The organism is Actinoplanes missouriensis 431 (assembly GCF_000284295.1).
In the GTDB taxonomy this organism is placed as follows: Bacteria; Actinomycetota; Actinomycetes; order Mycobacteriales; family Micromonosporaceae; genus Actinoplanes; species Actinoplanes missouriensis.
Genome location: NC_017093.1, coordinates 4,366,051 through 4,390,719, shown reverse-complemented (window position 1 = coordinate 4,390,719; position 24,669 = coordinate 4,366,051). Strand labels below are relative to the sequence as shown.

Annotated in this window: 30 protein-coding genes and 1 riboswitch; of the genes, 16 read left to right on the top strand and 14 right to left on the bottom strand. The window is 73.0% G+C overall.

The features are described from left to right. The first annotated feature begins 13 nt into the window (after positions 1–13). Positions 14–193: a hypothetical protein gene (locus tag AMIS_RS20540; protein ID WP_041829937.1), complete on the top strand. Its 180-nt coding sequence runs from the start codon at positions 14–16 to the stop codon at positions 191–193. Between the two features lie 99 nt (positions 194–292). Further along, positions 293–898, top strand: a complete 606-nt coding sequence (locus tag AMIS_RS43715; RefSeq protein ID WP_014444289.1) for a hypothetical protein — start codon at positions 293–295, stop codon at positions 896–898. Between the two features lie 3 nt (positions 899–901). Here AMIS_RS43715 and AMIS_RS20525 read toward each other — a convergent pair whose 3' ends face one another. The 3 genes from AMIS_RS20525 to AMIS_RS20515 form a co-directional block, all read right to left on the bottom strand. Continuing rightward, positions 902–1,933: an NAD-dependent epimerase/dehydratase family protein gene (locus tag AMIS_RS20525; RefSeq protein ID WP_014444288.1), complete on the bottom strand. Its 1,032-nt coding sequence runs from the start codon at positions 1,931–1,933 to the stop codon at positions 902–904. A gap of 83 nt (positions 1,934–2,016) precedes the next feature. Beyond that, complete coding sequence (locus tag AMIS_RS20520; RefSeq protein WP_014444287.1) at positions 2,017–2,481, bottom strand: heme-degrading domain-containing protein; 465 nt, start codon at positions 2,479–2,481, stop codon at positions 2,017–2,019. After that, positions 2,478–3,242, bottom strand: coding sequence for a sulfite exporter TauE/SafE family protein (locus AMIS_RS20515; protein WP_014444286.1), 765 nt, complete (start codon positions 3,240–3,242; stop codon positions 2,478–2,480). Before AMIS_RS20515 ends, AMIS_RS20520 begins: the two co-directional genes overlap by 4 nt. 116 nt (positions 3,243–3,358) lie before the next feature. Here AMIS_RS20515 and AMIS_RS20510 point away from each other — a divergent pair, with 116 nt between their 5' ends. After that, on the top strand, positions 3,359–4,135 hold the full coding sequence (locus AMIS_RS20510; RefSeq protein ID WP_014444285.1) for an endonuclease/exonuclease/phosphatase family protein: 777 nt from the start codon (positions 3,359–3,361) through the stop codon (positions 4,133–4,135). On the opposite strand, the gene AMIS_RS20505 is transcribed toward AMIS_RS20510, so the two are convergent. Further along, positions 4,099–4,617, bottom strand: a complete 519-nt coding sequence (locus AMIS_RS20505; RefSeq protein ID WP_157434952.1) for a GNAT family N-acetyltransferase — start codon at positions 4,615–4,617, stop codon at positions 4,099–4,101. The genes AMIS_RS20510 and AMIS_RS20505 overlap by 37 nt on opposite strands. A gap of 66 nt (positions 4,618–4,683) precedes the next feature. Here AMIS_RS20505 and AMIS_RS20500 point away from each other — a divergent pair, with 66 nt between their 5' ends. Genes AMIS_RS20500 through AMIS_RS20490 form a run of 3 tightly spaced genes read left to right on the top strand, consistent with a single transcriptional unit; the run spans position 4,684 to position 5,925 of the window. Then, positions 4,684–5,118: a MarR family winged helix-turn-helix transcriptional regulator gene (locus AMIS_RS20500; RefSeq protein ID WP_014444283.1), complete on the top strand. Its 435-nt coding sequence runs from the start codon at positions 4,684–4,686 to the stop codon at positions 5,116–5,118. Then, entirely contained in the window at positions 5,115–5,534 is a 420-nt protein-coding gene (locus tag AMIS_RS20495; RefSeq protein ID WP_014444282.1) for an organic hydroperoxide resistance protein, read from the top strand. Before AMIS_RS20500 ends, AMIS_RS20495 begins: the two co-directional genes overlap by 4 nt. A gap of 43 nt (positions 5,535–5,577) precedes the next feature. Further along, entirely contained in the window at positions 5,578–5,925 is a 348-nt protein-coding gene (locus AMIS_RS20490; RefSeq protein WP_014444281.1) for a hypothetical protein, read from the top strand. Between the two features lie 27 nt (positions 5,926–5,952). Here the strand turns inward: AMIS_RS20490 and AMIS_RS20485 are convergent, their stop codons facing one another. Then, complete coding sequence (locus tag AMIS_RS20485) at positions 5,953–6,876, bottom strand: NADP-dependent oxidoreductase (RefSeq protein ID WP_041829936.1); 924 nt, start codon at positions 6,874–6,876, stop codon at positions 5,953–5,955. 88 nt (positions 6,877–6,964) lie between these two features. Between AMIS_RS20485 and AMIS_RS20480 the strand changes: the two genes are divergently transcribed. After that, entirely contained in the window at positions 6,965–7,888 is a 924-nt protein-coding gene (locus AMIS_RS20480) for an AraC family transcriptional regulator (protein WP_014444279.1), read from the top strand. A 255-nt stretch (positions 7,889–8,143) separates the two neighbouring features. Here AMIS_RS20480 and AMIS_RS20475 read toward each other — a convergent pair whose 3' ends face one another. The 5 genes from AMIS_RS20475 to AMIS_RS20460 form a co-directional block, all read right to left on the bottom strand. Continuing rightward, positions 8,144–8,566, bottom strand: a complete 423-nt coding sequence (locus tag AMIS_RS20475; RefSeq protein ID WP_014444278.1) for a hypothetical protein — start codon at positions 8,564–8,566, stop codon at positions 8,144–8,146. 214 nt (positions 8,567–8,780) lie between these two features. After that, on the bottom strand, positions 8,781–9,179 hold the full coding sequence (locus tag AMIS_RS20470) for a hypothetical protein (RefSeq protein WP_014444277.1): 399 nt from the start codon (positions 9,177–9,179) through the stop codon (positions 8,781–8,783). Between the two features lie 192 nt (positions 9,180–9,371). Then, a complete protein-coding gene (locus tag AMIS_RS20465) occupies positions 9,372–10,418 on the bottom strand; it encodes a hypothetical protein (RefSeq protein ID WP_014444276.1) in 1,047 nt (348 codons plus the stop codon). 64 nt (positions 10,419–10,482) lie between these two features. Further along, positions 10,483–10,632 (bottom strand): hypothetical protein, encoded by a 150-nt coding sequence (locus tag AMIS_RS42795; protein WP_157434950.1) that lies wholly within the window; start codon positions 10,630–10,632, stop codon positions 10,483–10,485. 27 nt (positions 10,633–10,659) lie between these two features. After that, the gene (locus AMIS_RS20460; RefSeq protein ID WP_014444275.1) at positions 10,660–11,616 is read right to left on the bottom strand and encodes a tyrosine-type recombinase/integrase; all 957 of its coding nucleotides are present in this window, start codon (positions 11,614–11,616) and stop codon (positions 10,660–10,662) included. 954 nt (positions 11,617–12,570) lie between these two features. Here AMIS_RS20460 and AMIS_RS41790 point away from each other — a divergent pair. The 4 genes from AMIS_RS41790 to AMIS_RS20445 all read left to right on the top strand — a co-directional run bounded on the left by AMIS_RS41790 (position 12,571) and on the right by AMIS_RS20445 (position 14,874). Beyond that, the gene (locus tag AMIS_RS41790) at positions 12,571–13,044 is read left to right on the top strand and encodes an RICIN domain-containing protein (protein WP_014444274.1); all 474 of its coding nucleotides are present in this window, start codon (positions 12,571–12,573) and stop codon (positions 13,042–13,044) included. Positions 13,045–13,254: 210 nt separating this feature from the next. After that, on the top strand, positions 13,255–13,404 hold the full coding sequence (locus tag AMIS_RS42790; protein ID WP_197538048.1) for a metallophosphoesterase: 150 nt from the start codon (positions 13,255–13,257) through the stop codon (positions 13,402–13,404). Continuing rightward, positions 13,404–14,126, top strand: coding sequence for a VOC family protein (locus AMIS_RS20450; protein WP_014444272.1), 723 nt, complete (start codon positions 13,404–13,406; stop codon positions 14,124–14,126). The genes AMIS_RS42790 and AMIS_RS20450 overlap by 1 nt, the downstream gene beginning before the upstream one ends. Before the next feature lie 85 nt (positions 14,127–14,211). Continuing rightward, positions 14,212–14,874, top strand: coding sequence for a hypothetical protein (locus tag AMIS_RS20445; protein WP_014444271.1), 663 nt, complete (start codon positions 14,212–14,214; stop codon positions 14,872–14,874). 16 nt (positions 14,875–14,890) lie between these two features. On the opposite strand, the gene AMIS_RS20440 is transcribed toward AMIS_RS20445, so the two are convergent. Further along, positions 14,891–15,205 carry a DMT family transporter gene (locus AMIS_RS20440; RefSeq protein ID WP_014444270.1) on the bottom strand — a complete coding sequence of 105 codons (315 nt, stop codon included), beginning with the start codon at positions 15,203–15,205 and terminating at the stop codon, positions 14,891–14,893. Between the two features lie 14 nt (positions 15,206–15,219). After that, a riboswitch (guanidine-III (ykkC-III) riboswitch) is annotated at positions 15,220–15,290 on the bottom strand. A gap of 49 nt (positions 15,291–15,339) precedes the next feature. Between AMIS_RS20440 and AMIS_RS20435 the strand changes: the two genes are divergently transcribed. After that, positions 15,340–16,104 carry a lysophospholipid acyltransferase family protein gene (locus AMIS_RS20435; RefSeq protein WP_014444269.1) on the top strand — a complete coding sequence of 255 codons (765 nt, stop codon included), beginning with the start codon at positions 15,340–15,342 and terminating at the stop codon, positions 16,102–16,104. Positions 16,105–16,110: 6 nt separating this feature from the next. Here the strand turns inward: AMIS_RS20435 and AMIS_RS20430 are convergent, their stop codons facing one another. After that, a complete protein-coding gene (locus tag AMIS_RS20430; protein ID WP_014444268.1) occupies positions 16,111–17,046 on the bottom strand; it encodes a DUF3500 domain-containing protein in 936 nt (311 codons plus the stop codon). A gap of 155 nt (positions 17,047–17,201) precedes the next feature. On the opposite strand from AMIS_RS20430, the gene AMIS_RS20425 reads away from it, so the two are divergent. Beyond that, positions 17,202–17,420, top strand: a complete 219-nt coding sequence (locus AMIS_RS20425) for a hypothetical protein (protein WP_014444267.1) — start codon at positions 17,202–17,204, stop codon at positions 17,418–17,420. 10 nt (positions 17,421–17,430) lie between these two features. Here AMIS_RS20425 and AMIS_RS20420 read toward each other — a convergent pair whose 3' ends face one another. Together AMIS_RS20420 and AMIS_RS20415 are read right to left on the bottom strand one after the other, a co-directional pair. Continuing rightward, a complete protein-coding gene (locus tag AMIS_RS20420; protein ID WP_041831072.1) occupies positions 17,431–17,979 on the bottom strand; it encodes a hypothetical protein in 549 nt (182 codons plus the stop codon). Positions 17,980–17,981: 2 nt separating this feature from the next. Further along, positions 17,982–20,693, bottom strand: coding sequence for a LuxR C-terminal-related transcriptional regulator (locus AMIS_RS20415; RefSeq protein ID WP_231859359.1), 2,712 nt, complete (start codon positions 20,691–20,693; stop codon positions 17,982–17,984). A 275-nt stretch (positions 20,694–20,968) separates the two neighbouring features. On the opposite strand from AMIS_RS20415, the gene AMIS_RS20410 reads away from it, so the two are divergent. From AMIS_RS20410 to AMIS_RS20400, 3 genes are read left to right on the top strand one after another with little or no spacing between them, the layout of a single operon-like run. Next, a complete protein-coding gene (locus AMIS_RS20410; protein ID WP_231859358.1) occupies positions 20,969–22,420 on the top strand; it encodes a dynamin family protein in 1,452 nt (483 codons plus the stop codon). Continuing rightward, positions 22,408–24,165, top strand: coding sequence for a dynamin family protein (locus AMIS_RS20405; protein ID WP_014444263.1), 1,758 nt, complete (start codon positions 22,408–22,410; stop codon positions 24,163–24,165). The genes AMIS_RS20410 and AMIS_RS20405 overlap by 13 nt, the downstream gene beginning before the upstream one ends. After that, positions 24,162–24,659 (top strand): hypothetical protein, encoded by a 498-nt coding sequence (locus AMIS_RS20400; protein ID WP_014444262.1) that lies wholly within the window; start codon positions 24,162–24,164, stop codon positions 24,657–24,659. The genes AMIS_RS20405 and AMIS_RS20400 overlap by 4 nt, the downstream gene beginning before the upstream one ends. The last annotated feature ends 10 nt before the right edge of the window (positions 24,660–24,669 follow it).

Here is a 24,669-nt window from a genome sequence, read left to right as displayed (position 1 = left end):
CGGGTTCAGCCCGGTGACAATCGAGAACGACATCGGTTCGCTCGAGCGCACGCTGAACGCGTTGGGCCGTCTTGCGCGGGGCGATCTCGTCAACACCCTCGACCCGAAACTCATCGCCGCCACTATGGGCCTCGACCCGCCGAATACCGCGAACGGTCGATACGGCCAGTGGGATCCGTGGACGGCTCCGTAAGATCGCGGCGTGTCATATGACCTTGCGGTTTGAGAGGGTGACCGGCCCGCGAACGACTTCGCCGCGCGGGCAGAGTTTCAGCGCCTATATGGCGAGTACATGGGCTCGGATGCGCCCGTGACGCCAACCCCTCGTGTTGCCGCGTACGTGCAGGCGTTGCTCGCAAGGTATCCCGATCTCACCACCGAAGCTGGAGAAGACAGTCCCTGGTCCGCCGGCCCGCTGATCAATGAGGCACGGGGCCCGCTGGTGTACTTCCCGATGGTGTGGAGCCGCTGCGAAGAAACGTCGGAATGGGCTGCTCATCTGGCGAAAGAGCACGGGCTGAACTGCTACGACCCGCAGTGGAACCAACTGCGCACTCCGTTTCGCGAGTCGTGGCGCTTCAAGCTGACCTCTGCCCGAGGGCGTCCATTCCAGGACCCGGACGCTGACCTGATCCGTAGAGTCCTCGTGCGTCTGTCCCCGGACAACTGCTACGCGGTCCTCACCCGAGCCGACGACTGGTACGTCAGGGTCGGCTACGGCGAACAGGCCGGCGCGCGAGCAGGCTGGTATGCGCTCGAACGGCGAGATGGCGTCCTCGATCAGCACTTCCGCACGGAGTTGACGGACGTCGAAGAAGTGGTGCGAGCCTTCGTCGGGTTCATGGAGGGCGCCCCGCCGTCACCGTTGCGCCACCGAGGCGGTGGGCTAAGAGCTTGAGGGCTACAGGAGTGTGGCCTCGGCTTCGGGGGAGAGGCCGACCGGCGGCCGGTCGGTGCGCAGCGGGGCCGGGCCGGGCAGATCCGCCAGCCACGACCAGGTGTCGGCCACCGTGTCGCGGACCGGGCGGCAGCGCAGGCCCGCCGCCGTCGCGCGGGAGACGTCGCCGCGGTGCATGAAGGCGTACAGCGGGCCCGGGGGCAGCCAGATCGGCAGCTGGGTCCAGGGTTCGATGCCCGCGTCCAGGATCGCCTCGGGGGCGGTCCAGCGCAGGTCGGCGTGGCCGCCGGTGACCTCGTTGGCGATGCCGAGCAGCTCGCCCATGGTGGTGTGGCCGGATTCGTTGACGACGGTGTACGGCCCGGTCCGGCCGGCGGCCGCGGCGTCGAGGACGAAGGCGGCCAGGTCGCGGACGTCGATGTACTGCAGGGGCAGGTCGCGGGGTCCGGGCGCCAAAGTGGGGCCGCCGCGCTGCAGGCGGCGCAGCCACCAGGGCAGCCGGCCGACGTCCTCGTGGGGGCCGAGGATCAGCCCGGCGCGGGCGAGCAGCAGCGGCCCGCCGAAGTGTTCGGCCGCCTGCTCGCCGCGGAGCTTGTCACCGGCGTAACCGGGATCGTCGGCGGCCACCAGCGGCGCGTCCTCGGTCAGCGCCGGCGCGTCGGCCCAGGAAGCGCCACCCGGCGCTCCGGCCGTCAGCCCCGGAGACGACGACGCCGGCGACGGGTTCTCGTCGTAGTGGTAGACCGAGCGGCTGGAGACGTACGTGTAGTGCCCGGCCCGCCCGGCGAGGGCCGCCGCGGCGAGTTCCACCGCCCGGGCGTCGGCCGACCAGGTGTCGACGACTGCGTCCCAGCGGCCGCCGTCCAGCGCCCGCAGCCCGTCCGCCGTGAGCCGGTCGCCGGTCAGCTGCCGCACGCCGGGCACCGGGTCGCGCCGGCCCCGGTTGAGGACCGTCACGTCGCAGCCGCGGGCGACCGCCTCGGCGGCGACCGCCCGTCCCGCGAAACCACTTCCGCCGAGCACCAGAATCCGCATGCGCCGAGCCTGCCCGACCCCGGTGATTCATCGCCAGGCGGATCTGCCGTCGGCAGATTCAGCGCCTGGCGCAATGAACGAGCTCAGGAGATCAGGGTCTCCAGCGCGCGGACGACCAGGGCGTGGTCGTCGGCCTGCGGCAGCCCGGACACGGTGACGACGCCGATCGTGCCGGCGCCGGTCACCCGTACCGGGAAAGCGCCGCCGTGCGCCGCGAAGAGCGCGGGGTCCACGCCCAGCTCGGCCCCGAGGGTCTGGCCCTTGGCCGCCAGGCGGCGGCCGACGAGATAGCTGGACGCGTCGAAGCGCTGCACCACGCGCACCTTGCGCTCGATCCAGGAGTCGTTCTCGGCGGTGGCGCCGGGCAGCGCGGCGTGGAACAGCTGCTGCTGGCCGCGGCGGATGTCGATCGCGACCGGCAGCCGGCTCTCGCGGGCCAGCCGGACCAGCAGGCTGCCGAGTTCCCAGGCGGTGTCCTCGTCGAACTCCCGGAAGACGAGGCGCTGCTCATCCGATTCGATCTTCTTGATCAGGTCGTCGTCACTCATGCGGACAGTCTGTACTGGTCCCAGCCGAGCTTGACGATCAGGGCGAGGACCACGGCGAGCAGGATGACCCGCACGAAGCCGGCGCCCTTGCGCAGCGCCATCCGGGCGCCGAGGACCGCGCCGGCGATGTTGCAGACAGCCATGCCGGCGCCGAGCAGCCAGGCGACGTGCCCGTTGTAGGCGAAGACTATCAGCGCGCCGAGGTTGGTCGCGGTGTTGACGATCTTGGCCATGGCGGAGCCGTGGACGAAGTCGGCGCCGATCAGCGTGGTGAACGCGAGGACCAGGAAGGTGCCGGTGCCGGGGCCGATCAGACCGTCGTAGGCGGCGATCACCCCGCCGGCGACCGCGACGGCGAGGCCGCGCCGGATCGTCGTCCGCTTCGTGGCGTCCTCGTGCAGGCCCATCTGCGGGCGGATCGTCACGAACACCGCGACGGCGATGAGGACCAGCAGCACCACCGGGCGGTACGCGGACGCCGGGACCGCTCCGGCCAGCGCGGCCCCGCAGCCGGCGCAGAGCAGCGCCAGGGCCGCGGACGGCCCGGCCACCGTCCAGTCGATCTTCGTGCGGCGGGCGTAGGTGAGCGCGGCGGTGCTGGTGCCGCAGATCGCGGCGAGCTTGTTGGTGCCCAGCGCGGTGGCCAGGGGCAGCTGCGGGGCGGCGACGAGCAGGGCGGGCAGCAGCAGCAGGCCGCCGCCGCCGACGACCGCGTCGACCCAGCCGGCCGCGGCGGCCGCGATCAGCAGTGTGACGATCAACGTTTGCGGGCCTTCTGCAGCCAGATGCCGAGCATCGCGCCCACGACGAAGATCGTCGCGGCGCAACAGACCGCCTTGATGAACATCGCTTCCCTCCGTTGGCTAGGGTCGGCGTTGTGCGCCTGTCCACCTTCAACCTGCTGCACGGCAGATCGTTGTCCGACGGCACCGTACACGCCGATCGGATCAGTTCCGCGATCGCCGACCTCGACGCCGACGTGCTGGGCCTGCAGGAGGTGGACCGGGCGCAGCCGCGCAGCGGCCACATCGACCTGACCGCCCTGGCCGCCACGGCGCTGGGCGCGCGGACCCATCGGTTCGCCGCGGCCGTGGTCGGCACGCCCGGGCAGAGCTGGGAGCCGTGGCACTCCGGCGCCGACATCGCCCACCCGCAGTACGGGATCGCCCTGGTCAGCCGCTACCCGGTGCAGCGCTGGCAGATCACCCAGCTGCCGGCCGCGCCGATGCGCTCGCCGGTGTACGTGCCGGACGGCGGCCTGCTGCTGCTGCGCGACGAGCCCCGGGTGCTGCTCGCCGCGGTGGTCGAGACACCGGACGGGCCGCTGACCGTGGCGACGACGCACCTGTCGTTCGTGCCCGGCTGGAATGTGCGGCAGTTGCGCGCGGCCGTGCGCGCGCTGCGTGCCCTGCCCGCGCCGCGGGTGCTGCTCGGCGACCTCAACATGCCGGCCGGGCCGGTGCGGGCGTTCACCGGCTGGCGGCCCCTGGCCCGGGCGGCGACGTTCCCCAGCCCGTCACCGAAGACCCAGCTCGACCACGTCCTCGCCGACCCGCGCGGCGCCGGTGAGCTGGGCCGGGTGGTGCAGGTGCGCACCCCGCACGCGCCGGTGTCGGATCACCGGCCGCTGGTCGTGCGCTTCGACCGCAGGTAGACGTCCTCCAGGCCGTCCTCCGGATCCCACTGCTCGCCGATCTTGAAGAAGCCGAAGCCGGCGATGGTGGCCTTCGAGCCCACGTTGTCGGGACGGATGCTGGCCCGTACGGCGGTGACCCGCGGGTCCGCGTCGGCGCGTTCCAGCAGCGCGGTGAGCATGGCCCGGGCGTAGCCGCGGCGGCGGTGGGCGGGGTCGACCGAGTAGGCGACCTCGACGATCCCGTCGGCGTCCGGGGGACCGTGGAAGCCGCCGTGACCGACGACCGTGCCGGTGTCCTCGTCGACCGCGGCCCGGGCGATCCAGTCGGCGGCCTCGGGGTCTTTCGCGATGTCCTGCAGGCGGATCTCCCACAGCCAGCGCTCGTCGGCGAGGTAGCGGCTCATCGCCACGCCCGCCTCGGCGCCGGCCGTGGCGAGGTCGCCGGCGACGAGGGCGTGCAGGGCGGCGGGGGAGAGCTTCACGAAGCGGATCGACGGCATGCCCGGCATGTTAGCCACACCACGGAATGGTTGTGCACAACTAAATGGCGCACTACTGTTCTGGGCATGAAGGCGAGCACGGCACTGGACGACATGATCTGCTTCCAGCTCTACGCGGCCAGCCGAGGCATGACCGCCCTCTACCGCCCGCTGCTCGACCCGCACCACCTGACCTACCCGCAATACCTCGTGCTGCGCGTGCTCTGGCACGACGGCCCGACCACCGTGCGCGACCTCGGCCGCGTCCTGGCCCTCGACAGCGGCACCCTGTCGCCGCTGCTCAAACGTCTGGAGACCCAGGGCCTGCTCACCCGCCGGCGCGCCACCACCGACGAGCGGATCGTGATCGCCGACCTCACCGCCACCGGCCTCGCGCTGCGCGACGAGATCGGCGACCTCACCCAGCAGCTCGTCTGCGCCACCGAGCTCACCCTCGACGAGCTCACCCAGCTGCACCAGCTGCTCCACAAAGCCCGCACCCCACGAAAGGACCACGCATGAGCGCCCTCTACACCGCGTCCGCCACCGCCACCGGGGACGGCCGCAACGGCCACGTCCGCTCCAGCGACGGCGTCCTGGAATTCGACCTCGCCGTGCCGAAGGAGATGGGCGGCGCCGGCGGCGCCCTGACCAACCCCGAGCAGCTCTTCGCCGCCGGCTACGCCGCCTGCTTCCACAGCGCCCTCAAGATGGTCGCCGGCAAGCAGAAGATCACCCTCACCGACACCGCGATCACCGTCGACGTCGGCATCGGCCCGCTACCCAGCGGCGGCTTCGGCCTCACCGTCACCATCGAGGCCGAGCTGCCCGGCCTCGACGAGACCACCGCCCGCGGCATCCTCGACGCCGCCCACCAGGTCTGCCCGTACTCCAACGCCACCCGCGGCAACGTCGAGGTCGCGCTCAACCTCGCCTGAGCGAAAACAGCGAGGGTACGGGTGATGCCCGTACCCTCGCTGCGTGCTGGACTACTACCGCTACGACGACGACACCCTGCGCGCCGCGTTCGGCGACCACCTCCCGCTGCCGTCCTCCCCACCCCTGCGGCTCGGCCCGCCCGACCCGCGACGACGCCACTACCGCGTCCTGTTCGCCCCGGTGGGCACGCCGCCCGGCCCGCGCCGGCTTCCTTCCCCCGGGTACGGGTGGAGCCTGCGTCCCGTCGGCCCCGGCCCGGCCTGGGCCCTCGACGTGACCGTGGACCCGACAGCGCAGTCCGGCGCCGCGATCGCCGCCACCCTGGACCGGCTCACCGGCGCCGCCCGCCGCACCGGACTGCTACCGATCACCACCGAGCGCTTCGCCTGAGACGCTCCCACGCCGTCACGGGACCCCTCACGGGACCAGGATGATCTTGCCGCGGGTGCGGCCGGCCTCCGCGTCGCGATGCACCGACGCGATGTCGGCCAGCGGCCGCGAGCCGGCGACGTCGATCCGCACAGCGCCCCCGTCGACCAGATCCACCAGCGCCCGGAGCTGACCGACGTCGTTACGCGCGACGAACGTCATGGCCCAGACCCGTGCCCCGGCAGGCGGCTCGACCGGATTCGTGATCGACACGACGGTTCCGCCCGGCCGCAGCGCGGACAGCAGACCCGCGGACGCCCCCGGGCTCAGCGGGACGAGATTGAGGATCACGTCGACGGGCTCGCCCAGCACCTCGCCGACCGCGGACACCGTGTAGTCGACGACCCGGTCCGCGCCCAGCCGGCGAACCGCGCCGGCGCTACGCGGACTCGCCGTGGCGACCACGGACGCCCCCGCGTGCGCGGCCAGCTGCACGGCGAAGCCCCCGACACCCCCGCCGGCGCCGTTGACCAGAACCCGCTGCCCCGGCCTGACCCGGGCATGCTCGACCACCGCCTGCCACGCCGTCAGACCCGCGACCGGCAGCGCCCCGGCGTGCGCCAGAGGGACGGCGGACGGCGCCCGGACCAGGCAGTCCACGTCGGCCACGGCGAACTCGGCGGCCGCCCCGCCCGCGTCGAGCCGGCCGACGACCCGGTCACCGGGGGAGAGGACGCCGGCGTGCGCCCCGGCCGCCACGACCGTGCCGGCGACATCCCAGCCCAGCGTGTACGGAAGATCGACCGGAAGCGCCGACCGCAGCAACCCGGACCGCAGTCCCACCTCGGACGGGTTGAACGACGTCGCCGCCACCCGGATCAGCACCTGACCCGGCCCCGGCGCGGGACACGCGACCTCGTCGACACGGATGACGGAAGCATCGCCGTACTCATGAATGCGTGCAGCTCTCACACCAGCAACGTAAACGCGGCCGGGCGGACGATCCATGCGTCAGCGGCTCGCCCCCATACGCCATCGTCTTCGATGCAAGACTGGCCCCGTGGATGTGCTCAGCGCCATCGTCACCGCCCTTCGCACCGGCCGGCCGCGATCCGCGCGCGTCGCCTGGCCGGCGCCGTGGCATCAACGGTTCGCCCCGGTGCCCGGCGCCGTCGGCGTGCAGGTCGTCCTGCGCGGGCCCTGCTGGCTGATCACCACCGGCGCCGAGCCCACGCCACTGGCCGCGGGGGACGTGCTGATCAGCCACGGCGGACCCGGCTACGCCCTGGCGGACAGCCCGACGAGCCCGCCGACCGGTCCCGCCTGCGGACCCGAGGACATCACCACGATGGACCCGTACATCAACCACGGGGCCGGCTCCGGCGGCGAGAGCGCCGTCACCCTCTGCGGCGCCTACGAGCTGGACCCCGCGCGCACCCACCCCCTGCTCGCCGAACTGCCCGCCCTGGCCCACCTGCCCGCTCACCTGGGCCGCCACGCCGACCTGCGGGCCGTCGTCGACCTGCTCGGCGCGGAACTGCAACGACCCCGGCTCGGCGGGGACGCCGCCCTGCCGGCCCTGCTCGACGTGATGCTGCTGTACGCGCTGCGCGCCTGGTTCGACGAACAGCCCCCCGCGGGAACGACAGGCTGGATCGCCGCCCTCCACGACCCCGCCACCCTCGCCGCCCTGCACGCCATGCACCGCGACCCCGCCCACCCCTGGACCGTCGCCGCGCTCGCCGCGGAGGGCGGACTGTCCCGGGCCCCGTTCGCCCGACGCTTCACCGCCCTGATCGGACAGCCGCCGCTGAGCTACCTGACGTGGTGGCGCATGAGCACCGCGGCCCGGCTGCTGCGCGAGTCCGGCGCCCCCCTGCACGCGATCGCCGCCAAGGTCGGATACACCTCGGAGTTCGCGTTCGCCACCGCCTTCAAACGCGAGTTCGGCGCCGCCCCCGGCCGATACCGGACCCGCGCTTGACGCCGATCCCGGCTCTGACCGGCAGCGCTCGCCGACCCGGCTGGACGCCGCTCGGAGCTGTCCCGCACGCGCCATCCCCTCTCCGCCGGCAACCACGTGCGGATCCAAGCCACCAGCCGCTGACCGGACAGGCGTGCCGGCGCGCCCGGCCCCGGGAATTCCGGGCACGGACGCGCCGGTCGGATGATGCGTTCACGATCGCGGCAGGAATGGTATTCCGTGGACAATCAATGCGACGGGAAAATCAGCCGCCGATCAGAAATCCATCACGCCGGCATGAACGACGTAGTTGGCGCCGCCTTTGTACACCCGGAGGTAGAAGGTGGTGCCGTCGAGAACGTCCGTCGCCGCGTTCACCCACTGGCCGCCGGCCGGCACATAGGTCGTGTAGTTGCACCTGTTGTACCGCGTGAAGATCACGCAGACGTTGTACCCGGTACTGTTCGTCGACCTGATGTTGATGTCGGTGCACTGCGACGTCGTCCGGTAGACGCCCAGGTCAGCGTAGGCCTCGGTCTCGAAGTACGGACTGAACGTCGCCGAGTACGGCGCCGCCCGGCATCCCGCGGCCAGCGTCGAGGCCGTGTCCGCCGAGGCGGCCGCCGGCGTCAGGACGGTCAGCGCCGCGACGAGCGCCGCGCCGGCGACAGCCACGAGCCTGCTGAGTTTGTTGTTCATGGTGCTCCTTTCTCGATTCGATCAATGTCGAGCCGCGAATGGAGATCCTTTCGCACGCCAATGCCTGTCGACATAGGCGCGCTATCCCCGTTTCGAGTCAAAGTACCATCGATGGAGATCATTAAATATGTCACTTTCCAGATAACCGGAAAACGACACCGCGCCGACCCGGGAGAGCGCCCCGCCCGCCACAGCCGGGCCGCCTCCGGCACGATCACCTTCCCAGCCGGCGCCCGCCCCGCCCCCGACGACCGGCCGGCATCAGCTGCGAACCATCCCGGGCCGGAAGACCGCCGATCAGCGTGCCGAAGACCGCTGATCGGCGCGCGGGAAGACCGCTGATCAGCGTGCCCACACCGAACCCGGCATCCAGGCCCACAACCGCCAGCCCGACCAGGCACAACACGGCGAGAGCCGTCAACGCCCACCGCAGCGCACCGCGCCTGCCCGTCCTCCACGCGATCGCAGCCGCCACCCCGAAAGCCAGCACACCGCCGAGAAGACCCCCGGCGCACAGCGACAGAACACCCGCCGAGAACGCGAAGCAGGGAAAACGCCACCGCACGACCCGCGCCTCGGGCACCGACGCCTTCTCCCGAAACCGACCAGCCATACGACGCCCCTCGCCTCGTTGCGCGACCGCACACGAGGAGCGGGGGCAGCCCCTCACCCTCAAACCCTACGCGCCGCCCCTGGCACCTCCGGCCGACAAACTCGGGGAACCATCGACGACGGCCGCAGCAGGCAGACAAGCCGGCGAATGCGCGATCGACCAGGGCGGGCCCACACCGCCGATCGGCGTCACTCATGGCGCGACCCCGGCCGCCACCCGGCCACGACGCGGAGCCGGATCGGTGCGCCGGAACGCCGCCGTCACCAGCGTCACCGCTGTCAGCGACACCACCACGTCACTGACCACCATCAGCCACGGCGCCGCCGCCTCATACGGCGGCGCCAACCACGCCGCGCCCGCCGCCACCAGCACACCCGCACCCAGCACCGCCACGACATGCCGCTGCGAGCGCGCCTGCCACCACACCAGCGACCCCACCGCCAGCAGCATCAGCCACCGCAATCCCACACCCAGCCACTGCGACCCGAAGAACCAGCCCGCCACATGCGCCCCCAGCACCACCGCACCCAACGCCAGCGGACTGAACACCGCAGACCGCCATCCCCGCGCCACCGCGGCGGCGTGCCGGTCCGGCGTCATCCCGGGCTGCGCGCTGCGCGCCGCGAGCCGAGGGCCCTGCGAAGCAAGCTGCGAGTCTCGCACCGGCCAGCGGGGGAGAGCGGCAACCACCAGCAGCCCGCACACGGCCAGAACCACCGCCGCCTGCGCACCCGACGCGACCCGCCCCGAATCCGACCAGATCACCGCACTACCCGCGGCATACAGCACCCCGGCCACCACCAGACCCCGCCGGCCCAGCCACGGCCGATGCCGCACCTCCGGCGCCACGAACGCCTCCACCAGCGCGATCGGCGCACCGATGCTCAGCCATACATGACCACCCACGAAATCCAGCAGCTGCTCGGCACTGACCCCGAACACCACCGTCGCGCCCGCCGCCCGGTTCCACTCCGCGAACTGCGTGCCCGCCAGCGCCGCCCGGTCCAGCAACGACTGATCCACCAGCGCCGCCTGGAACAACCCGAACGCCGCCGCCAGCAGCACGATCCGCAGCCACCCCGCGCCCCGCCGCCGCGCCACCTCCCGGATCAGCAGCGCCGCGCCACCGTAGAGCGGCCCCAGAAACAGCAGAACCACCGGATAGTCCACCACCGTGAACCCACCCCACGCACACTCGGCACACCACGCCGCCAGCACGAACAACGCCACGATCCGCATGGGACACAGCGTGCCCCCGCGAACCGTGGCGCCGTCAGCTACCTAGGTATAGACCCGACTGTCCTTAGTCGTCGTCCTCCCCGCCGTCATCGTCGTCGTCATCATCGCCACCGTCCCCGCCGGGGCACCCGGTCAACGTCAGCAGACCGACAACCGCACCCCCCATGAACAGCGACCTTCGGCCCAGCAGCAACCGCTCCTCAGGTTCCTCCATGCCCCGCATTCTCGCCGTAGACCGAAGTCAGGCCAACTCCCGCAGCACACGGTTCGTCCGATTGGCACGCACCGCCGCCCGCTGCTGATCCGCCGTCACCTCGATGTAACTCTGCGACGTCGCCAGCGACGCATGACCCATCAACCGCATGATCTCCGACGCGTTCGCGCCGTCCTCCGCCAGCCGCGTCGCGAACGTGTGCCGCAACGCGTGCAACTGCGCACCCCGCGGCACACGATCCCCGACACCGGCCCGCCGGTAACACGACCGCACCAGGTACTGCAGACCACCGCGCTGCAACGCCACACCCCGCCGATCCACCAGCAACGGCGCCGTCGGCTGCGCCCGCCCGAACCGCGCCCGCCGCGCCTCCAGATACCGCCCCACCGCCGCGTCCAGACCGGAATCGATCGGCACCGACCGCGGCCGCCCACTCTTGCCCGACACCTCAAGCCGTCGCTCACCGTCACGCCCGCTCACCGAACCCACCCGCAGCGCCAGCATCTCCGACAACCGCAGACCCGCACACAACGCCAGCGCCAGCACCAGAACATCCCGCTCCGGCCAGGGATCCCGCTGACGCTCATCCGCGGTGCTCACCGTCCGTAACAACAGCTCCGGCGTGTCCTCACCGCGCAGCGGCTTGGGGGAGAGGGGCACCGTCCGCGGCTTGTCCACCGCCGACATCGGATTGCCCGCCACCACGCCCTCGGTCACCAGGAACGTGAAGAAAGCGTTCCACGACGACCAGGCCCGGGAGACCGACGCGGGGGCGCGGTCCGCGGCGAAGCGCGCGAACGCGGAACGCAGGACGCGAGGGGAGAGGTCACTCACGGTGAGCGGGGCGGGCTCCGCCAGCTGCAACACCAGCATCAGATCCCGCCGGTACGCGTTGAGCGTGTGCACCGAGGGCTTCCGGGTGGCTCGGGCCGCCAGGAATTCGTCTATGTACGTCCCGATTCCAGTGTCATGCATAAGGACCATTATGCATGATTTATGCCTGTTTGCGCAGTTCGGCCGGTGTGCTGCGGGTGAAAGAACTGAACGTGCCGACGCGAACCGTGAGCGCTCCCGCAGCGGTTCTACGCCGCACTGCCACCGGGAAAGGGGTCCCGCCAGGCGCCAATGGACCACTGGTGGGGGCGGTCATTGCTGCCGGCCTCGATCGCGCGCGGGTGAGGCGGCTCGGCTCAGGAGAGCGCGGTTCATGAGCCTGTGGCCCGCGCCCCATGGCCTATGGCCCGCGCTCCATCCCGGGCTCCGCCTGTCCGGGACACACCGGTCGGCGCCCGCTGGCCTGTCCGCCCGCAGGCTTGTCCGCTCGCTGGCCGCTTCACCTGGCTTCGTCGGCGAAGGTCCTGAACCGTGCGACGGGTTACGGAGGTGCGATCAATCCGGCCGGGGGGTACGCCGGGCAGCTAGATGCGATTGCAAGGTTTTGCGTGTTTGACGGGCGCGGGGAGGCCCACTCAGGAGGCCGCTCCCGGGGCTAAGTTGACATAATGTAGATTATCGACCCGAAAATTATGGGTGCGAGGGCGGGCTCGTCACTCCACGGCGCAGGCGTTACTCGTGCCCGGCCTGGCGACCGTCGACTGCCTAGATCTCGGCGGCTCGTGCTTACGTGCGTGAGCTCGCTGCCGCTGCCTATTCGCGCCGCGATCGACTCCCCGCTCACGCGGCGAGATTCGGCGCGGCCGGCGAACCGCTAGTAGGTGGCGGCCATTGCCGCCGGCCGGCGCTGGCGGCGCAGATGACACTGGCGGCGCAGATGGCGCGGGTGGCGCGTGAACGACGGTGCGGGCGGTTCGGCTGGGGTGCCACTCCCCCTCGGCGGTGCGGGACGTGTGTCTATAAGAAAGCGCGGCCCGGAATGGCTATCTACGCTTTTTGTCGACTCTGCCGGAATGGGAAGAATCGAGGGAAGCTGTGTTTCGGATGTTGATTGTCGGTCTTTTTGCTGCGGGTTCGATGCTGGTGGGACCGCCTGCGCAGGCGGCTCCGGTGTTTTATTCGGTGCATGTGGGATTCAACAACAAGTGCTTGGACGCTGATCTCGGCAATATTCAGAACAATGGTGCGATTGTCCAGTTGTGGGACTGTAACGGGTCGGCGCAGCAGTTGTGGTACTGGTCGGGCAGCAGTCTGGTGACGGCGTACAACGGGAAGTGCCTGGATGCGGATCGGACGCGGATCTGGGAGAACGGGGCGAAGGTTCAGCTGTGGGACTGCTGGGGGCCGGCTCATCAGCAGTGGCGGCAGGACAATGCGATGCTGCGCAACGGGTTCAACAACAAGTGCCTGGACGCGGATCGGACGCGGATCTGGGAGAACGGGGCGAAGGTTCAGCTGTGGGACTGCAACGGCTCGGATCAGCAGCGGTGGGTGTTCCGGCATCGGGCGGTGCGGTGACGGTGTGCGGCGTGCCGGGGCGGGACTGAGAGGAGAGGGGCGCGACCACTGACGCAGGTCGCGCGGTGTGTGGCCCGCGGGTCGGACGCGCCAGCGGCCGGCGGGCAACGCCGCGCCCTCGGCGGGAGCGGCGGTCTGTACCCACCGCCCCGCTGCGACCTGGTGGTTTTGATCGTGGTTTTGGTCGTGCGGATTGACCAGAATGATCGGATGCGTATCGCGGTGATCTCCGATGTTCATGGGAATCTGTTCGCCTTGGAGGCGGTGCTGGCGGCGATCGAGGGTGACGGCGTCGATGTGACGGTGGATCGCGGGCGTGCGGATGTGGCGTTCGCGGTGCGGACCGGGCGGGTGGCGTGATGATGGTGCGCTGGGTGACGGGTTTCCTGGACACGCCGCTGGAGACGGCCGGGGTGGCGGAGCGGTTCTGGATGGCGGTGACGGGGATGGGGTTGTCGCCGCGGCGGGGGGCGTTCGTGACGCTGGTGCCGGAGAAGGGTGACGCGTATCTGCGGTTGCAGGTGGTGGGTGAGGAGCCGGCGCGGGCGCATCTGGATCTGCATGTGGATGATCCGGTCCGGTCGGCGGCGGAGTTGGTGGCGCTGGGGGCCGCGGAGGTGTTCGCGGAGCCGGGTCTGGTGGTGATGCGGTCGCCGTCGGGGATCTCGTTCTGTCTGGTGGCGTGGGAGTACGAGCGGGAGCTGACGTTGCCGCGGCGGTGGGACGGTCCGCAGTCGAGTCTGGTGGATCAGTTGTGTCTGGATGTGCCGGCGGCGTTCTATGCGCGGGAGCTGGTGTTCTGGTCGCAGGTGACGGGGTGGGAGCGGCGGTCGTCGAGTCTGCCGGAGTTCACGTTTCTGCAGCCGCCGGCGCGGATGCCGGTGCGGTTGCTGGTGCAGCGGACCGGTGGCGCGGTGGCGGGGGTGCATGTGGATCTGGCGTGTGACGATGTGGACGCCGAGGTGGCGCGGCATGTGGCGCTGGGGGCGTCGGTGGTGCGGCGGGTGCCGGAGGATTGGACGACGTTGCGGGATCCGGCGGGCCGGGAGTACTGCGTGACGGCCCGCTCCCCTTTTAAATGATCTCTGCGGTGTGGTTGCCGGGGATTGTCGGTGGGTGCTGGTAGAAAGGGACCGCTCTCATACAGGCGTACGAAGGTGGTTGGGGATGGCGGCGCTGAGCGCGGAGGATCTGACGGGCATCGAGACTGCCCTGGCGGCCGGGCGTAAACCGAAGGTGCAGTTCACCGAGGCGGCGGGGCAGATCGCCGGGCAGATCGGGCAGGTGGTGGCGCTGACCGATCGGGCCGCGTCGGACGAGTTCGTGGTGGTGAAGTTCGGGCGCGACGAGTTGCCCTTCTCCCCCAGTGATCTGCGGATCGCGCCGCGGGGTGCGACGGCGCCGGTGAAGAAGGCGCCGGAGCCGGCGCCGGTGGTGCCGCCGGGTCCGGAGTTCATGATCGACAAGCCGGCGCCGGCGCCGCGGACGCCGGTGGAGGCTCCGGCCAAGGCCGAGTCGCCGGCTCCGGCGCCGCGCAAGGCGGCGGCGAAACCGGCGAAGGCCAAGCCGGGTCCGTCGCTCACGGTCACGTTGGCGTACGGGGAGGGCGAGTGGACCGTGGCTGCCCAGCAGGGCGCGAAGGCGCTGGCCCGTCCCTATGTGATCCGCCCGGCGGAGGCGTTGAAGATCGTGTCGCTGGTCGACGTGCCGGGGGTGCAGGAGGCCGTCGAGCAGATCATGGCGGCGGAGCGGGCGGAGGCGCAGGCGCAGGCGGAGCGGTTGCGCGCCGAGCTGGCCGAGGTGGAGGCCCGGCTGGCCGAATTGACCTGAGCGAGGCGGGGCCGTCCTAGTGGAAGTATTTGAGCCCGGCCACGCCCGCGACCACGAGGACCAGGCAGAGGATCCGCGGGAGGTTGGCCGGCTCCCCCAGCGCCACCATGCCGACCAGGGCGGTGCCGACGGCGCCGATGCCGACCCAGACGGCGTAACCGGTGCCGACCGGGATGGTGCGCAGGGCGTAACCGAGGCCGAGCATGCTGAGCACGGCGGCGACGCCGAAGACGGCGGTGGGCACGAGTTTGGAGAATCCGGCGGAGCGTTCCAGGGCGATCGCCCAGACGGTCTCCAGCACACCGGAAATGATCAGAACGAGCCAGGCCATGACGGATCACCTCGGAGGCGGTCGTCTTGTCAGGCCGGGTACGACACGCAACTCGTCCGGGATCGCCACGGTCTCGCGGCGTCGGGTACCAGGATAGCCAACCCGGGGACGGGGCGTGTCATCATGTCGGCCTCATGGACGCGAACGAAACCTGGCGGGCGCCGCGGATCTGGCGGTTCCTGCTGGCCCTCTCCCCCGTCGTGGTGGCGCCGCTGTGCCGGCTGCGGGTCTCCGGCGAGGTGCCGGAGCAGCTGCGGCGCGGGCCGCTGATCCTGGCCGCCAATCATGTGAGCCCGTTCGACCCGGCGGTGCTGGTCGCGGCGTGCCACCGGGCCGGTCTGTCGCCGCGGATCATGGCGACCGGCGGGGTGTTCCGGGCGCCGCTGGTCGGTGCGGTGATGCGCCGGTGCGGGCACATCCGGGTGGATCGGGGCACGGCGCGGGCGGCGGAGGCGCTGACCGACGCGGCGAAGGCGCTCGGTGAGGGGTCGGTGGTGCTGGTCTATCCGGAGGGGCGGATCGGCCTGGATCCGTGGATGTGGCCGGAGCGGGGCAAGACCGGGGTGGCGCGGATGGCGGAGGCCGCGGGGGCGGCGGTGCTGCCGGTGGCGCAGTGGGGCACGCATGCGGTGATCCCGTACGAGGCGCCGAAGCGTCTCGGCCGGGGGGTGCTGCGGGCGCTGTGGCGGCGGCCGGTGGTGCACGTGCGGTTCGGCGCGCCGGTCGACCTGTCGGCGGTGACCGGGACGCCGGGCGCGCGGGCGATGCGCGCCACCCGGCTGATCATGGCGGGGATCGACGAGACGCTGGCGCCGTTGCGGGCGGACGAGATGCGCACGCCGCGGGTGGTGGACACGAGCCGGCCGCGGGACACGTCGCGGGTGCGGCCGCGGCCGTAGCCGGCGTCAGCTGCTGCCGTAGTCGTTGGTCTTGTCGCGGAACAGGGTGAGGTCGTTGCGTGTCTCGATCCAGACGTGCGGGCCGTCGACGCGCAGGTAGGTGCCGGTCCAGCTGAGGCGGGTCCGGTCGTATTCGGCCTGGTAGGCGGCGAGCAGTTTGCGGCCGGCGGTCTCGTCGAGGTCGCCGGTCCAGGAGCTGATCAGGGCGGTGACGGCGGTGCGGGCGGTGTCGCCGAGTTCGGCGACGAGCAGGCCTTCGGGCTGCGGGAAGCCGGCGCTGTCCTGGCCGGGGCCCATCACCAGGTCGTCGGGGACGCCGGCGGTGAGCTGGGCGGCGGTCTTCTCCTGGTCGGTGAGGGCGGCGAGGACGGCCTGGGCCTTGGTGGCGGTGCCGCGGTCGTTGCCGGTCAGGCTCGGGGTCATGCTGACCTGGTCGCCGTGGTAGGTGAGGTTGCGGGCCAGGTGGGCGCCGCCGACCTGGACGGCGAACGGGTCGTGCGGTGACGGTGTGCCGTAGACGGCGACGGACGCGTCGGTGAGGGCGGTGAGGGTCTTCGCGTAGCCGGCGTCGCTGAGCGCCTCGGCGAGCACGACCATGACGCAGGCGCGCTGGGCGCCGCTGAGGTCGGTGAACGCGATGCCGGGGCGGGGCGCCTCGCCGGCGGGGTGGTCGGACCAGACGCGGCGGCCCTCGTCGTGCAGGTCGTGGACGATCGCGGCGCGCTGGGTGACGCCGAGCGTGGCGAGGAACGCGGTGACGGCGGCGGCGACTGCGGTGGTGTTGGCGCCGCCGGGGCCGGTTCCGGCGTTGTCGAGGGTCGGTGCGGGGGTGGGCGCGGAGCTGCGGGCGATCGGGGTGGCGGGGGTGGGTGTGGTGTCGCCGGTGCTGCTGCAGCCGGCGGCGAGAGCGGTGAGCAGGGTGAGGATCAGGCTCCGGCGCATCCGGACATATTACTGTTTAAAGGTCGTTTTCTTCTCGAACGCCGGGTGGTTGTCGGGCGAGTCGCCGCGGCGGGCGGGGCTTGAGTCCGCCGCTGGGGCCCGGGGCCGCGCGCCCCGGCGGGTAGGTTCGAGGGGACACGCGCGAGGAGGATGCCATGGCACAGCGGTGGAGTGATCTGAGCAGCTCGCAGCGGCGCACGATCGTCGTGGTCGGGGTGGTCGAGACCGCGCTGAAAGTCGCGATGGCGGTCGACCTGAAACGGCGTCCGCCGGAGCAGATCCGCGGGCCGAAATGGGTGTGGGCCACCGCGACGCTGGTGAACTCGGCGGGGATCATCCCGGTGGCGTATTTCCTGTTCGGCCGCGTGAAGTAAAAGGCCCGGCCTACTCGGGCTGGCGCTGCCGCTGCCGCAGGTAGGCGAGCACCGCCTCCCGGGTGGTGCGCACCCCGAACAGCTGGCGGGCCTCGGCGATGCGCCGGTTGGCGGTGCGCAGCGACAGGAACTCGGCGGCCGCCGCGGCGGCGATCGTGTCACCGGACGCCAGGCGATCCAGCAGGGCCCGCTGCTCCGGGATGAGGTTGGCGATCACGTCGGCGCCGTCGGTGACGGCGGTGTCCCGGTTGACCGGGCCCAGCCGGGTCAGGTCGTCGACCAGGGCGCGGCCGGCCGCGGAACCGGCGTCGACGACCGCGACCACCCCGGCGCCGTGGGCGGCCGCCAGCACGGCGAGGCGCACCGACTCCAGGTCGTCGTCGGCGATCCGGCCGTGCAGGACCAGCTGCTGGGTGCTGCTGCCCACCTCCCAGGACGCGCCGGGCAGGGCGAAACCGGACCGGACCTGCCACCCCTCACGGGCCAGGCGGCGCAGAACCGTGTCGGCCTCCCCCGAGGTGGCGACTACGTGGCGTGGAGCGTCGGGCTGTGTGGTCACGGTCACCGGCCATCCTCGCTGGTATCGAAGGGTTCGGTCCGCGCCGCCGGCGCGGCGAAGGCCAGGGCGGCGGCCTCGGTGCGGGTACGGGCGCCGAGCTTGCGCATGCTCGCGCGGATGTGGGTGTCGACGGTCTCGGCGGAGATGCCCAGCTGCCCGGCGATCCGGCGGGTCGGCTCACCCGCGGCCACCAGGCGCAGCACGTCGCTCTCGCGCTGGGTGAGCCGGCCGTGCGAGCGCGGGCTGCGGGTGTCCCGGTGGACCTGGTGACGGCGCAGGCCGCGGCGGGCCCGGCCGGCGAGCACGGTCAGCCCGGCGCCGTCGGCGAGCCGCTCGGCGTCGAGCAGGGCGGCCACGGCACGGTCGCGGCCGGGTTCGGTCAGGCCGGCGGCGAGCAGGCAGCGGATCTGCTCGCGCAGCGAGATCGGGCGCCAGCCGTCGGCGGCGGTGTCGAAGCCGCTGCGCAGGGCCCAGGCGGTGAGGGTGCGGCGGGCCGGGGCCGGCAGGTTGACCGGGATCTCGGTGGAACCGGGGACGCCCAGGTCCAGTGACGCCCACTGGCCGGTGATCGCGTGCAGGCCGGCGAGCAGGCCGGACGCGGCAGGGGTGCCGGGGAGGTGGACCGCTCGGTCCGGCTGGCCGTCCAGCCAGGCTGCCTCGCGCGCCACCCAGGCGGCTGCGGGGTGCAGGCCGGGACGGCCGGACCCGGCGCGGTCGAGGCGGGCGCGGGCGGCGGCGAGCAGGCCGGTGTCGGCTTCGATCAGGGCGGTGGCCGCGGTGGCGTAGCCGAGGGCTTCGGCGGGGACGGCGCGGTCGGTGAGGTTGGCGGCGCGGCGCAGCACTCCTTCGGCGCCGTCCCAGTCGACGTCGGCGGGCTCCGGGGCGTCGACGTCGGCGGGATCGATGGCGGCTGCGGCGGTGGGCTCGGCTGCGGGGGCGGTCGCCAGGAGGGCGCCGAAGTGCGGGCCGGCCGCGTCGGCGTCCGGTTTGTCCAGGCCGGCCGGTGTGGCCGGTGGAAGGGCCAGGTGGTGGCCGTGCAGGGCGAGGGCCCAGTCGGCGGCGGCGAGGAAGCGGGTCTGCCAGCCGTAGGCGAGCGCCTCCCCCGCTGACGCGGCGGCCCGGGTGGCGGCGTTCGCGGAGTCCAGCAGCCGGCCGTCGGCGGCGAGGTGCTCGACGAGCAGCCAGGCGCTCCAGCGGGTGATCAGCGGATCCCCGGCGCCGGCCGGACCGGCCGGCGCCGGGCCGCGAGGAGAGCGGGACGTGGTCCCCGCGGGTGACGGTCCGGCAGGGGGGCCCTCGGCGAACGCGGCCTCGGACAGGGCCTGCTCCCAGCCGGGCAGGCGGTGGGTGGCCTGGACGGCTGCCAGCGCCGCCGCGACGCCCGGCAGGGGGGCCGGATGACGCACGGCTATCTTGTCCGCCAGGTCCAGGGCGGCCATCGGCTCCAGCGCCAGGCCGGCCAGCAGCAGCACCCGGTCGCGGGCGGCGACGACCGGGGCGGCCGCGGTGTCCGGGACGGGGCGGACCGCGTCGCGGGCGGCCGCCGGGTCGCCGGCCTGCAGCAGGGCCTCGCCGCGCAGCACCGCCGCCTCCAGGGCGAGGGTGGTGGCCGTCGGCGGGGTCAGGGCGAGCGGGCGCAGCACCTCGGCGGCGTCCAGCGGGCGGCCGCCGGCCAGGGCCGCGTCGGCGGCGGCGAGACGCACCCTCGGGTCGGCGGGGACGTCCAGGCCGCAGGCGAACAGCAGCAGCGACGCGCGTTCGCCGCCGGCGGCGCGGTCTGCCGCGGCCAGCGCCGTGCGGTACGCCCCGGCGGGGTCACCGGCCGCCGCCAGGTGCCGGGCCGCCTCCGCCGGTGGGGTGAGCTCGGCGAGCCGGGCGTGCAGGTCGGCGCGGGCCGGGGCGTCGAGCAGACCGGCCGCGGTCTCCGCCACGTAGGCCGAGACCGGGGTCAGCGAGCCGCCCGGCTCGGCGGTGACCAGGCCGGCGGCCAGCAGGTCGGCGGCGCCGGTGCCGAGCAGTTCGGCGCGGGCCGGGCGGCCGAGCAGGCCGAGCGCGGCCAGGGAGGTGCGGGCGGGACGGGGCAGATCGGCGAGGGCGGTCGCCAACGCGTACGCTACCTGGTCGATGTCCTCGCCGACGGGCGCGCGACCGGCGGCGGCCTGCCGGGCCAGCGCGATGATCGCCAGGGGGTTGCCGCCGGCGCGGGCGAGCACGTCGGACAGGGCGGTCTCGTCGAGGCCGCCGGCGGTGGAGCGGGCCAGGGCGAGCGCGGCGCCGGGGTCCAGCGGTGGCACCGGCAGCCAGGCGGTCGCGGCCTCGCGCAGGGCGGAATCGGCCACCCGGTGCGGGGTGCGCAGGGCCACCAGGACCCGGCAGGTGCGGGCCAGATGCGGCAGGGCGGCCAGGGTCGCCTCGTCGGCGTGGTGCACGTCGTCGAGGACCAGCAGCCCGCCGCGTACGCGGGATCGAACCGCTTCGGCGAGCAGGTGCACGTCGTCGCCGGGAAGGCGGGCGCGGACCGCGCGGGACAGGGCCAGCGCCGGGACCGTGGAGAGCATGGCAAGGCCGCCGCCGACATGGGCCGGACCGGGCACCGCCGCGGCGATCCTGCGCAGCAGGGTGCTGCGGCCGCAGCCGGGCGGGCCGGTGAGCACGACCAGGGCCGGACCCTGGCGCAGAACGGTACGGGCGGCCATCTCGGGCTCGTCCGCCACCTGCGCTCCCCTCCACGCCGACATCGCTGAACGGCTTCACATCATCACTGACACGAGATCACTGTCACGAAATCACTGGCACGAACTCGGGATCCCGGGCTGGCCGGGCGGGTCCGTAGGCTGTTGGTACTGCCGAGCTACCGGGAAGGCCCTTTCGTGACGACGACAACCCCGTTCGGCCCATTGTCGCCGACGGTGCGGCCGGCTGACGAGTCGTGGTGAACGGACCCCTCACCACCGGCATCGCGACTCTCTGTAACGAGATCGTCACGAAAATGTCTTCCGGCGCTGGTGGCCAGCTACAACAGATCGGAAACCGTCTTAACGATCCGTTACGGGTCGCCATCGCGGGTCGCCTGAAAGCCGGAAAGTCGACACTAGTCAACGCCCTGATCGGCCGTCGCGTCGCCCCCACGGCCGCCGGCGAGTGCACCCGCGTGGTCACCCGGTTCCGGTACGGGCCGGCCGACCGCATCGACGTGGTCACCCGCGACGGCGCCCGGCACAGCCTGCCGCTCGACGAGGACGGCATGGTCCCGTCGCGGCTCGGCGTGCCCGCCGCCCGCGTCGCGCACGTCGACGTCACGCTGACCAGCGACCGGCTGCGCGACCTGACCGTCGTCGACACCCCCGGCCTGTCCTCCACCGACGTGGCCAGCAGCGAGCGCGCCGAGGAGGCGGTCGGCATCGACCCCGACTCGGCCGGCGAGGTCGCCGCCGCCGAGGCCGTCGTCTACGTCTTCACCCAGGCGGTCCGCGCCGACGACCGGCGGGCCCTGGAGTCCTTCCACGCCGCGTCGGCGCGCCTGGCGACCAGCCCGATCAACGCGATCGGGGTGCTCGGCAAGGTCGACACCCTGACCGGCGGCGCCGGCGACCCGTGGCCGACTGCCGGGCCCCTCGCCGATCAGCAGGCGGGACTGCTGGCCCGTACCGTCTCTGATGTGGTGCCGGTGGCCGCCCTGCTCGCCGAGACCGCCGAGGCCGGCCGGCTGACCGCCGCCGACCGCGACGCGCTCGCCGCGCTCGCCGCCCTGCCGCCCGCGTCGCTGCGGGTGCTGCTCACCTCCGCCGACCTGTTCCGCGGCCGGCCCGCCCCGATCGGCGCCGAACAGCGCGAACGGCTGCTGACCCGGCTCGACCTGTACGGGATCGGCTTCGCCTGCGCGCAGCTGGCCGGCGACCCGCGGCTGGGCACCGGCGAGCTGGTGCGCCGGCTGCTCGCCGCGTCCGGGTTCCCGCGGCTGCAGGAGACCGTGGACCGGACGTTCCGGTGGCGCTGCGACGCGATCAAAGCCGGCTGGGCGCTGACCCGGATGCAGCGGCTCGCCGGGTTCACCCCCGACCCGCGCGACCGGGCCGCCCTGCGCGACGGCCTGGAAGCGGCGCTGCGCGACCCCTCCTACCACCGGCTGCGGCTGCTCGACGCCGCCCAGCGCGCCGCCACCGGCGCCGTGCCGCTGCCCGCGCCCTGGGAGCAGGAGCTGATCCGGCTCGCCACCTCCGACGACCCGCGGTTCGTCCTCGGGCTGCCGGACGCCGGCGACGCGGAGCTGACCACCGCGGCGATCGCCGCCGCCGGGCGCTGGCGGGCCTACGCGGTCGACGGCGCCGGGCCCGCCCAGGCCCGGCTGGCGCACGTCGCCTCCCGCGGCTTCCACCTTCTCTCCCAGAGCGCCGTCGCGTCCCGGGGCGTCACCGGTGAGGTGCGGCCGTGCAGGACCTGACCGTCGTGCTCGACACCGCGGTCCGCGACACCCTCGCGTACCTGCGCACCGCCGACCCGGACGCCGCCGCCGACCTGGCCGAGCTGCGCCGCGCCCACCTGGTGCGGCCCAGCGTGGTCGTCGTCGGGGAGACCAAACGCGGCAAGAGCTCGCTGATCAACGCGCTGCTCGGGGTGCCCGGCCTGTCCCCGGTCGACGCCGCCGTCACCACCGCGGCGTACCTGGACTTCGTGCCCGGTGACACGTTCGCCGCGCGGGCCTGGCTGCCCGACGGCGCCGAGGTGCCGGTCGACGACCTGAACGAGTGGGCCACCGGCAAGCGCCGGGCCCGGCGCATCGAGGTCACCCACCCGGCGCCGCTGCTGCGCTACCTGAGCCTGCTCGACACCCCGGGCGCCGGTGGCCTCGACCCGGCGCACGCCACGATCGCCCTGGCCGCGGTCCGGCGGGCCACCGCGCTGCTGTTCGTCGCCGACGCGTCCGCGCCGCTGTCGAAACCCGAACTGGACTTCCTGGCCGCCGCCACCGAACGCGTCGACGCCGTCGTCTTCGCCCTCACCAAGATCGACGCGTATCCGCAGTGGCGCACGATCGCCGCCGACAACCGGGAGCTGCTGCAGGCGCACGCGCCCCGGTTCGCCGCGGCGCCCTGGTTCCCGGTCTCCGCCCGGCTCGCCGAACTGGCCCTGGACGACCTGCCGGAGCTGGTCGAGGAATCGCGGATCACGCCGCTGCAGCACGCGCTCGTCGAGCTCGCCGGGCGCGGCCACCAGCTGCGGCTGGCCAACGTGCTGCGCGCCGCCCGCGGCGACCTGGCCCGGCTGCAGGACAACGCCGAGGCCCGGGTCCGTGCCGCCACCGCCGACGCGGGCGGGCAGGCCGAGGCCCGCGCCGAACGCGGCGCCCTGGCCGCCCGCAAACGCACCGAGTCCCGGCAGGCCACGCTGCGGCTGGCCACCGAGATCCAGCGGGCCCGGGTCGCCACCGTCGGGCACTTGCGCACCCGGATCGGCGAGATCCAGCACGAACTCTCCGAAAAGATCGACACATCGGGTACGGGCGGACTGCCCGACGACGTGGACACCCGGTTGCAGGCGATCGCGGCCGACGTGTCCGAGCGACTGGAGGACACGTCGCGGCGGATCGCCGAGCAGATCCTCGTCGACACCGACCTGTCCACGGTCAGCCTGCGGCACGCCGTCACCACCGTCCCGCCGCGCGGCGCGGCCGGCGACAACGTGCTGATCGCCCTCTCGGCCGGCGGGATCGCCCTGGTCGCCGGCCGGGGCGCGGCCCTGGGCATCGCGGCGCTCGGCGGCGCCGGCGGCCTGCTGCTGCCGTTCGCCGGGATCGGTCTGGGCCTGGCCGCCGGTGGGTACGTGCTGTACCGGCGCAAGGTCCACAACGACCGCCGCCAGGCGCAGACCTGGCTGCGCGACGTGCTCGCCGAGGCGCGCGCCGCGCTCACCGACGAGATCAGCCAGCGGTTCACCGACCTGCAGTACTCGCTGTCGGTGGCCCTCGACGACACCATCGAACGGCGGCTGCGCGAGATCGACGCGCAGATCGCCGAGATCGACGCCGCGGCGGCCGAGGACGCGGCCGGGCGGGCGAGACGACGCGCCGCCGCGCAGCAGGAACGCGACGCGGCGGCGACCCGGTTACGGCAGGCCGACGAGGCGCTGCTGCGGGCACGGGCACTGACACCAGCACCGATCGACGACGACCGGGAGACGAGACGATGACCGATCACTGGGGCGACTTCGACTTCGACCACCACGACCTGCCGCACGAGACGCCCGACGATCCGCACGCCGATCTCCACGATGCGGATGCGGCGCTGCCGCTCGCCGATCACGGCCTGCATGACCCGTCCCTGCACGACCTTTCCCCGCATGATCCTTCTTTGCATGATGCTCCCGGCTTCGACGGGGCCGGGGACCCGGCTCTCGGCTCGATTACCTCCGACGACCCGCTTCCCCTGGGCGACGACCTCTTCCCGCCCGCGCTGCAGGTCGGTGAGCTGCCCGAACCCGTCGACGGCTTCCCCTGGATCGACACCGCCACCCTGGGCACGCCGGACGACACCGGCTTCGCCCCGGCGCTCGACCCGGTCACCCCGGACGAGCTCGCCGCCTACGCCCACACCAGCGGCCCCGCCGACTGGGCCGCCCTGGCCGACAGCGACGACCCGGCCACCAGCGCCCTGGCCCGCTGGTGGACGCTAGATGAACAGTGATCCATGTCTC